This window comes from Desulfobaculum sp. (assembly GCF_054921475.1).
The window spans coordinates 1-10004 of sequence record NZ_JBUDSW010000127.1 but is presented as its reverse complement, the minus strand read 5'-3'; the positions used below and the strand labels follow the sequence as shown (position 1 = coordinate 10004).

General features: G+C 60.8%; 7 protein-coding genes. All 7 read left to right on the top strand.

The window, feature by feature from the left end:
* Window positions 1-726: 726 nt before the first annotated feature.
* Window positions 727-1317, top strand: coding sequence for a carnitine operon protein CaiE (caiE, locus tag ACY69P_RS09635; RefSeq protein WP_462327308.1), 591 nt, complete (start codon window positions 727-729; stop codon window positions 1315-1317).
* A gap of 1046 nt (window positions 1318-2363) precedes the next feature.
* The gene (gene fdhF / locus ACY69P_RS09630) at window positions 2364-4433 is read left to right on the top strand and encodes a formate dehydrogenase subunit alpha (protein ID WP_462327307.1); all 2070 of its coding nucleotides are present in this window, start codon (window positions 2364-2366) and stop codon (window positions 4431-4433) included.
* Window positions 4434-4453: 20 nt separating this feature from the next.
* Window positions 4454-5041 carry a 4Fe-4S dicluster domain-containing protein gene (locus ACY69P_RS09625; protein WP_404846212.1) on the top strand — a complete coding sequence of 196 codons (588 nt, stop codon included), beginning with the start codon at window positions 4454-4456 and terminating at the stop codon, window positions 5039-5041.
* A 26-nt stretch (window positions 5042-5067) separates the two neighbouring features.
* Window positions 5068-6453, top strand: coding sequence for a [FeFe] hydrogenase, group A (locus tag ACY69P_RS09620; protein ID WP_462327306.1), 1386 nt, complete (start codon window positions 5068-5070; stop codon window positions 6451-6453).
* Window positions 6450-7004 carry a 4Fe-4S dicluster domain-containing protein gene (locus tag ACY69P_RS09615; protein ID WP_459898075.1) on the top strand — a complete coding sequence of 185 codons (555 nt, stop codon included), beginning with the start codon at window positions 6450-6452 and terminating at the stop codon, window positions 7002-7004. Before ACY69P_RS09620 ends, ACY69P_RS09615 begins: the two co-directional genes overlap by 4 nt.
* A gap of 135 nt (window positions 7005-7139) precedes the next feature.
* Window positions 7140-8438: a PAS domain-containing sensor histidine kinase gene (locus ACY69P_RS09610; RefSeq protein ID WP_462327305.1), complete on the top strand. Its 1299-nt coding sequence runs from the start codon at window positions 7140-7142 to the stop codon at window positions 8436-8438.
* 5 nt (window positions 8439-8443) lie between these two features.
* Complete coding sequence (locus tag ACY69P_RS09605) at window positions 8444-9883, top strand: sigma-54-dependent transcriptional regulator (RefSeq protein ID WP_462327304.1); 1440 nt, start codon at window positions 8444-8446, stop codon at window positions 9881-9883.
* The last annotated feature ends 121 nt before the right edge of the window (window positions 9884-10004 follow it).

Below are 10004 nucleotides of genomic sequence, written 5' to 3'. Positions count from 1 at the left end.
CCACCATAGCGCATCACCACAGCCGCGATATCTTCCCTACTCAAGCACTTCCAGGCACCCCCAACAGAGAGCACCATCTTCAAGTTCAAGCCCGCTTTTCCCAGAACACCGAAAGAATCTCTCGACTCCGCCAAAGCAACGCATCAGCACCCGTTACAAGCCACTTTTCCGGCACAACACCTTCAGAGGTCAGAGATCGTCCTTCTCATTTGCTCGTTTATCCAACTCCTCAGGGCTCGCAAATCAGCGACACATTCCAGAGACCCTGCCGAAACACCTCTCGACTCCGCCACCATCCCGCACACAACCACAGTCTCCTCGTTTCAAACAGGTTGCGTCGTCCCTTGTTTACGCCTCAACCTCACCGTCACCAGATTCGGCCCAATCAACATATCTCCATCCACGGCTTACAGGGGGCCTACTCATTACCACTTCTCAAGGAAGAACCGACTCCCTTCCTACATCCTTCGCCGCCGTTGCTTCTCTTCTTCCTCCCCAATCTGCCTTCAGCCATCCGTATCCCACCCCATACATCCGGCACCGTAAGTGCCTTCACGGCAACAAGCCCCCCGCCACGCGTAAAGCGAAACGTAGTAATAAAGGGGCGCCTACGATCATGATTGAAATATGATCACGATTATGTCATGTCTACCCATCCATTTGATGTGAGGAGCAAGCCGGGAGTGGGCTTGTGAGAATTGGGTGTGAACGAAAGGGGAAGTTGCGATGCCGTGTTATGAGTTTGAGGGTTTGGTTCCTGTGGTCCACCCGGATGCCTTTGTGCACCCGACGGCGGTATTGATTGGCGACGTGATTGTTGGCGCGGATGTGTATATTGGTCCATGTGCCTCGTTGCGCGGCGATTATGGCCGGTTGATTGTGAAGGATGGCTCCAATGTGCAGGATGGCTGCATCATGCATGGGTATTGCGATGTGGACACGGTGGTTGAAGAGAACGTGTCCGTCGGACATGGCGCTATTTTGCATGGGTGCGTCATCAAGCGGAATTGTTTGGTGGGCATGAATTCTGTGGTGATGGATGGCGCTGTGGTTGGTGAAGAAAGCATCGTTGCGGCGATGAGTTTTGTGAAGGCAGGTTTTGCCGGTGCCCCGCGCCAGCTGCTGGTTGGCTCTCCTGCCAAGGTCCTGCGCGAAGTGACGGACCGGGATATGCATTGGCATGGCCTTAATATTCGCGAGTATCAGGCCTTGGCTGGGCGTTCGACGCAGTCGATGACTGAGGTGGCCCCGCTTCGCGAGGTGGAGGACAATCGTCCCCATCTGGCTGGCATTACCGACGTAAAGCCGAAGATGTAACGTGCGAGCGAACGGCTAGGCGGCAGATGCAGGTGGCTCAACGTTCGATGTAAGGCGCTGATCGGAAGGCGCTCAGAGTAGGGTATTCGGCTTAAGGCGGGGGTATTGCCGCTTTCGCTTGCCTTATCCCGAGCGTCGCCACAACACCGAGGAACGGTGCCTTCAGTCCGTATGGACGGTATCCACAGTGTGTGGCCAGGAGCACCCGGCAAAACAACGATCGTTCAGCGGTAGCGCCTGCCACCTTTTCTCCTTTTTTTCCGGATCCGCGTTTTCCGAGAGAGGGGGGGCTTCACCGCGCTCAAGCTGTTCGTCCTCCACGGTTTGTGTCCGTTTTTGTTCATTGACGCACGCATCCCCGGCGAGCAGGAGAAAACGCCGTGGGGCGCCTTGCGCGCCGCAGTGGCGGAAGGGAATTTCGGCGCATTAAGGACAGTTGTACACGGGCGAGAATTGCTGTAAACGCCCGCAGGGCGGGGCAATTGTGCAGGTGGTTGCTTTTTTCACAAATTCAATCTATGTCTTGCCCATCGCTTCGCGCTGGACTGCGCAGCGCCTTGTTTGGTTAATCAAACGGCGTATATTTTTCACTCGATATCCCACGAAGAGCACACAGGTTGAGAGGTCACACGGACCTCTCCTTTTGGTGCGTATGATGCTGGGGGCGGTGGAGCGGGGCGAGAGCCTGACCCGCGACGCGGACGCAAGAACGCCCACGGCGTGAAGTCGGCGGCATATTTGCCATTGGACAGACGTTTGCGCTGCGGCGGGTGCAGTTTTGCTGCGAGCGGACCATGCAAAATATGCAAACCATGCAACGCAGGGCTGCAATTGCATGGTTGCAGGATGGCGCAGGCGAACTCGCCTTTGACAAAAGTTCCCGTATTTCGAGGGATTGCAGGTGTATGGATTTTGGCACAGTGTGTGCTGATTGTGCACTCAAACAAGCACCATGGCTGGAAAGTCCGGCCAGGACGCCTTGCGTGTTCAATTCTCCGGCGCACGCCGGAATTTTATACTGACTTGCTTCCTGAGAGGAACTTTCGATGCAAAAAGTTCTCACGACCTGCCCGTACTGCGGTTCGGGATGTTCGCTCTATCTGCTGCTGAATGATGACGGCCGGATTACCGGCGTTGAGCCGAATCTTGATCCGTCCAGCGTGAACAAGGGCGCGCTGTGCTCCAAGGGGCACTTTGGGGTGGACTTTGTCCAGCACCCGGAGCGCCTGACATCGCCCCTCGTCCGCAAAAACGGCGTGCTGACCGAAAGCACGTGGGATGAGGCCTACGCGGTTATTGCCCAGCGCCTTGGCGGCATTGTCGCCGAGCATGGGCCGGACAGTGTGGCGGGATTTAGCTCCGCGCGCTGCTCCAACGAAGAGAACTACCTCATGCAGAAGTTCATGAGGGCGGCGGTGGGGACGAACAACGTCGACCACTGCGCACGGCTCTGACACGCTCCCACTGTGGCCGGTCTGGCCACCGCAATGGGCAACGGAGCAATGACCAACTCCATCGGCGAGTTGGACGAAATGGGGCTGCGGGACTGTATCTTTGCCATCGGCACCAACACCACCGAGTGCCACCCCATTATCGGCCTTGGCATGATGCGCGCCAAGCACCGTGGCGCAAAGTTGATTGTCGCCGACCCGCGCGCCATCACGCTGAGCCAGCACGCGGACTTGTGGCTGCGCCTGAAGCCCGGCACCGACGCCGCGCTGCTCAACGGCATCGCCCATGTCATCCTTGAAGAAGGCATGGCGGATGAAGATTTCATCGCCGCGCGCACAGAAAATTTTGAAGCGTTCCGCGACAGCGTGCAGCGCTTTACGCCGGAGATTGCCTCGGCCATCACCACGGTGCCTGCTGAGGATATCCGCCGCGCGGCGCGGCTCATTGGCAACAGTGAAAATACCGCCACGTACTACACCATGGGCATCACCCAGCATACGTCTGGCGTGGACAACGTGTTGGCCGTTGCAAACCTTGCGTTTGTCACCGGCAACATCGGCAAGCCCAAGGCTGGCGTGAACCCCCTGCGCGGGCAGAATAATGTGCAGGGCTCCTGCGACATGGGCGCGCTGCCCAACACCTTCCCGGGGTACCAGAAGGTGACGGAAGCCGCCGTGCGCCAGCGCTTTGAGCAGGCGTGGGGCGTTTCGCTCAGCGGCGAACCCGGCCGCACCATTCCCGGCGTGTTCGACGGCATCGAGAGCGGTGATATCCGCGCGCTGTATGTCTTTGGCGAGAACCCCATGCGCAGCGACCCGGACGTGAACCATGTGGAGCATTGCCTTGACCATGTGGACTTTCTCATCGTGCAGGACATTTTCCTGACCGAGACGGCCCAGAAGGCCGACGTGGTGCTGCCCGGAGCGTCGTTTGCGGAAAAGGACGGCACCTTCAGCAGCACAGAGCGCCGCGTCCAGCGCATCCGCAAGGCCATTGAGCCGGTGGGCGACAGCCGTCCGGACTGGCGCATCATCACGGAGTTGATGCAGGCCATGGGCTACGACGCCGACTACGCCTCGCCCGAGGACGTCTTTGACGAGATGCGTTCGGTGACGCCCACCTACGCGGGCATCAGCTACGCGCGCCTTGAGCAGGGCGGCATCCAGTGGCCCTGCTGGGACGAAGCGCATCCCGGCACCCCGGTGCTGCACGTTGGGCAGTGCGACAATGGCCGCGGTCAGTTCTCGGCCATTGACCACCGCGACCCGGCGGAGATGCCCGACGAGGAGTACCCCTTGATGCTGACCACGGGCCGCGTTGTGGCGCATTACCACACCGGCACCATGACGCGCCGCTGCTGGGGCCTGAACGGCCTGAGCCCTGAGGAGTCGCTGGAAATCAATCCCGCGGACGCTGAGGAGCTTGGCCTTGAGCATGGCGATCCCATCGTCGTCACCACCCGCCGCGGCGAAGTCCGCACCAAGGCGCAGGTGACCCCACGCGTGCCCAAGGGGCTGACGTTTATCACGTTCCACTTCTCCGAAGCATGCGGAAATATTTTGACAAACAGTGCGGCCGATCCTGTTACCGAAACTGCGGAACTTAAGGTTTGTGCCGTGCGCGTACGTAAGGATACTGCGTCCGACAGCCGCGTTGTGGCGTAGTGCAAGAAAAAGGAAAGCAAATGCCTTCTCCTCTCAATAGCTTCGTTGTTGCTGATTCCGATAAGTGCATTGGGTGCAAGCTGTGTGAAGTGGCCTGCGCCGCGGTGCACGAAGACGTTGTGCCCACGACGGTCGGCTGCCAGCAGAGCCCGCTGCATCCGCGCCTGCACGTTGTGAACACCAGCGAGACCTCCGCACCTGTCCAGTGCCGCCACTGCGAGGACGCCCCCTGCGCCAACGCTTGTCCCATCGACGCCATCCGTCAGGTTGGCGGCCGCATTGTTGTGGACGAGGACGCCTGCGTGGGCTGCAAGAATTGCATGGTCGCCTGCCCCATGGGCGCGCTGCAGCTGATGGACGTGTACCGCCATGGCGAGCGGGTGATGCAGCCCGTCCTGCGTGAGGAAGCCGGCGGCCGGGTGGAGGAAACTCCCCGTCTTGTGGCCACCAAGTGCGACCTGTGCGCCGGCGTGCACGGCGGCCCCGCCTGTGTTGGCGTGTGCCCCGGCGACGCCCTGCGCATTGTCCGGCCCACCGCCCTGCGCCGTAAGCGCAATTTCAATGCCGCGGTGAAGCTGATGTCCGCTATCCGCAACCTTCCTGCCTAACCGCAGAGCACAGGAGCAATACGGTTATGATTCTTGATTCTGAGCAGATCATCCGCATCGATCAGGAGCTGTGTACCGGGTGCGGACGCTGCAAGGACGTCTGCCCGGTGGATGCCATCTCCGGCGAGCGGCACCAGCCGCACACCATCGACGCGGCAGTATGTATATTGTGCGGTCAGTGCGTGCAGGAATGCAGCGCCTACGACAGCATTTTGGATGAGTTTGAAACAACCAAGGAAGAGCGCCTTGCCCAGCGTGGCATGTTGCCCTCGGTGAAGGAACCGCTGTTTGCCGCGCATTACCGCGGCGACGCACAGCGTGTGTTCGACGCCCTGAAGAGTGACAGCTACACCATGGTGCAGTGTGCGCCTGCCGTGCGCGTTGCCATTGGCGAGGAATTTGGCCTGCCCCTCGGGTCCCTGACTCCGGGCAAGCTGGCCGCCGCCTTGCGCCGCCTTGGGTTTGACCGAGTCTACGACACCAACTTCGCCGCCGACCTCACCATCATGGAAGAGGGCTCGGAGCTGATCCAGCGCGTGCGCGAGGGCGGCACCCTGCCCATGTTCACATCCTGCTGTCCCGGCTGGGTGAAGTACATGGAGGATGCGTATCCCGAGTTGGTGGACCATTTGTCCAGTTGCAAGTCCCCCATGCAGATGGCGGGAACCATGTTCAAGACCTATGGCGCGCGCGTTGATGACGTGGACCCGGCCAAGGTCTTCAGCGTGGCCATCATGCCCTGCACCTGCAAAAAGTTCGAAAGTGAGCGCCCGGAGATGCAGGCCAGCGGCTACCGCGACGTGGACGTGGTCCTCACCACCCGCGAGCTTGCCCAGATGCTGCGCCACATTGGGGTGGACTTCACCAACCTGCCCAGCGAGGACTTTGACAAGCCCCTTGGCACCTACTCTGGCGCGGGCAATATCTTCGGCAATACCGGCGGCGTGATGGAAGCCGCTCTGCGCACCGGCGTCGAACTGCTGACCGGCCAGCCCCTCGCGGATACGGATCTTGAGGACGTCCGCGGCGAGGAGGGCATCCGCACCGCAACGGTGGAGTGCGGTACGACGGAACTGAAGGTCGCCATTGTTGCGGGGCTGGAGAACGTTGTCCCCATTTTGGAGGACGTGAAGAACGGCGTCGCCGAGTACCATTTCATCGAGGTGATGTGCTGTCCGCAGGGCTGCGTGAGCGGTGGCGGCCAGCCCAAGATGATGCTCCCCGAGCACCGCGAAAAGGCCAACCTGCGCCGCAAGGCCGGGCTGTATGCCCATGACAGGAAGCTGGAGCACCGCCGCTCGCACGAGAACCCCGACATCAAGCGCCTGTACGAGGAATTCCTCGGCGAGCCACTGGGGCACGAGTCGCACCACCTGCTCCACACCGACCACAGGAGGAATGGCAGGGCGTGAAAAATACATTTGTTTTCGGTGATCCCAGAAAGTGCATAGGCTGCGGCGCGTGCGAAGTGGCCTGCGCCATGGCGCATCTGGACAAGGACATTGATGGCGATGTGCGCAAGGCCAAGGAATTTCACCCGCGGGTGACCATTGTGCGCACACCGGATGTGACCATTCCCATCCAGTGCCGCCAGTGCGAGGACGCCCCCTGCGCCAACTCCTGCCCGGAGGAAGCCATCATCCGCCGCAATGGCGCGGTGGAGATTGTGGCTGGCAAGTGCGTGGGCTGCAAAAGCTGCGTTGTGGCGTGTCCCTTTGGCGCCATTCAGGTTGTGGAATCCACGCAGTCGGCATCCGAGCAAAAGCTGCAAGTCATGGACGGTGAAGAGGCGCATCACAAAGCCATTTTCGCCGCCTTGAAGTGTGACCTCTGTCAGGGCCGCGAAGGCGGCCCGGCGTGTGTGGACATCTGCCCCGCAGGGGCTCTGAACGTCATGACCCCTGAAAATATGCAAGAGCTTGTTACCAATCGCCGCCTCGCAGTGGTGAATGGATTACAATAAGACCCCCCTTACGCGCCCGGATCTGCCCCAGACAGCAGGTCCGGGCACTCCCTTGCCAATGATCGAGCCGCTGGGCTACGCTTTTTCTTCCGGTTTTGGCCGGTTGTCTTTTCTCATGCAACAACGGAATGGAAAATGGCTATACGCAAGACGCGGATGATGCGTCCCCGTGGCCGTGGGACCGGACGGCGCGGATGTACGCGCCCCTGCGCATGGAGCCGCGCCAATACGGAGCGCCCCCGCCAGAGCTTGGAGCGCCTTGACGAGCAGAGCGGCCAGACCACGCTTATGGACCGCGTGGCTGTGCGCTACAAGGCTATAAAGGGCGATCAGGTGGACTTGTTGCGCCGGTTTGCCCCGGATGGCACCATCACGTACGTCAATGATGCCTACTGCCAGTTTTATCAGCTGGACGCTGCCGAGGTTGTGGGCATGAACTTTCAGGACCTGCTGGCCCCGGAGCAGTGCCACGAAATCGCCCGCGCCATTTTTTCCCTGACGCCGGAGGACCCCTACGTCCTCACTGAGCCCAGCTACATCCGCCGCGACGGCACGATGTACTGGGTGGAGTTTCTGAATCAGGCTATCTTTAACGACGCGGGGCGCGTTATTGAGTACCAGTCCATTGGCCGCGACATTACGCGCCAAAAGGACGCAGAGCTGAAGATTCAGGAGGCGCAGGCCGCCATGACCCGCGCCACGCGCATGGCGACGTTGGCCGTGGTTGGTGGGGGCATCGGGCACGAGATTAACCAGCCCCTCAATGCCATTCGCATCCTTGCCGGGTCCGGTCTGTATATGGCCAAGACGATGGACGACCTGCCGCGTGAGCGAATTGTCCAGCTGCTGGAGGATATTTCCTCGCAGGTTGGGCGTATTGATGACATCATTCAGCATCTGCGCGATTTTCTGCGCGTGAACCAGTCCCGCCCCTATGAACAGTGCGACATGAACGAGTGTGTCCGCTCCGCGCTGGTCTTGCTGGACAATCAGCTGACCGCCGCAGATGTGCGGGTGGAGGTGGCGCTGGCGGAGGATTTGCCCCCGGTGTACGGCGTGCGCGTGCGGTTTGAGGAAGTCGTCCTCAACCTTGTGGCGAATGCCATGCAGGCCTTGGAGGAACGCCCCGGTGAGCGGCGCATAGTCATCCGCACATGGGATGAAGGCGGCGTGCATTTGGCGGTCGCCGACAACGGCCCCGGCTTGCCGGCTGAGGACCGCGAGCGGCTGTTTGAACCTTTTTTTACCACCAAGAATACGGAAAAAGCCATGGGACTTGGGCTCTCCATTGTCCGCGAGATTTTGTCGTCCTGCCGGGCGCAGCTTTCGGTGACCAACGCCGAGGAGGGCGGCGCGCATTTTCAGATTGTGTTCCCCCGCACCATGAACGGCGTGCACCAGACCGGCGCAACGCCGACGGAGAGGGACGGCTAAAGGCCATGCGAATTCTTCTTGTTGACGACGATGCGCAGGGACGCGCTTTTCTTGCCGATTACCTGAATCTTTTGGGCCACGCCGTGACGTCCGCCGATTGCGTGGACCGCGCGGTGCAGGTGTACCGGCAGGAGGAGTTTGACCTTGTGCTGTCCGACATCAGCATGCCCGGAGCCACAGGCATCGACCTTATCGGGGCCTTGCGCGGGGGCGAGGACGCTCCGGGCGCGGATATCGTGCTCTATACCGGGCATATCGACGTCCAGCTGGCCATTCAGGCCCTGCGCGCCGGCGCGTACGACTACCTGACCAAGCCCATCAATCTGGAGGAGCTTGGCGCCGTGCTCGACCGGGTGGAGGAGCACATGGGCCTGCGCCGCGAGAACCGCCGCCTGACGGAGCATTTTGACGACGAAGTCCGCGCCGTAACGCAGGAGAAGGAAGAGGAGCTGGAGGAACTGCGGTCCATGCTTTCGCAGCAGGCCGAGGTGGACGGCATCGGTATCTTTTCTCCGGCCATGTGGCAGGTGGTGCATCAGGCGGAGCAGTACCACACGGACCGCTCCGTGCCGGTGCTCATTCAGGGCGAAACCGGCGTGGGCAAGGAGATTGTCGCAAAAATCGTCCACTACGGGCGCGAGCACACCACGCTCCCCTTTGTGGGCATCAACTGCGCGGCCATCTCGCCGAACCTTTTTGAGAGCGAACTCTTTGGCTATGAGCCGGGAGCCTTTACCGGCGGGGCAAACCGCGGCAAACGCGGGAAGCTGGATATCGCCAAGGGCGGCTCGCTGTTTCTTGATGAAATTGCAGAAATACCTGTGGAACTGCAGGCCAAGCTGCTGCGCGTGATTGAGGAAAACCAATTCTACCGCGTGGGCGGGCTGAAAAAGCACGAGACGGATATCCGCATCATCGCGGCCACGAACCTTGATTTTGAAGAGCGCATGGAAAAGGGGCTGTTCCGGCGGGACCTGTTCTACAGGCTCAATGTGGGGCAAATCATTATCCCGCCATTGCGGGAGCGCCGGGAGGATATTGTCCCCTTGGCGAAGATGTTCCTTGATGCTTCGGCCCGCAAGCGCGGGCGCGCCTTTGCCGACATAAGCGACGCCGCCCAGAAGGCGCTTTTGGACTACCACTGGCCGGGAAACGTGCGCGAATTGAAAAACGCCATGGAGTGGGTGACCCTCATGCACGATGCGCCAGCCTTGGAGCCGTCCCACTTTGTGCACCTTTTTGCTGCGCCGCGGAGCACTGCGCCCGGTGGGCAGGCGGTCCCCGAAGCGGCAGGACGCGCCCGCCGAAAGCGTCCGGATAACGCGGAAGTGCTCCGCGTACTGGAGGCCTGCGGCGGCAACAAAACCCACGCCGCGCGCAAGCTGGGCATCTCGCTCCGCACGCTGTATTACCGTCTGGAGCGGATGGAGCAGCAGGGCGGGTGACCGCTTGGCCGTTGCGCGTACGGGGGAAAGCCGGGCGCGGGGACGAGCTTGAAATGATAGACATCCGAAACGCGGGCAGCACAGGCTGCCCGCGTTTTTTCTTTTGCGGCCCACCATACAA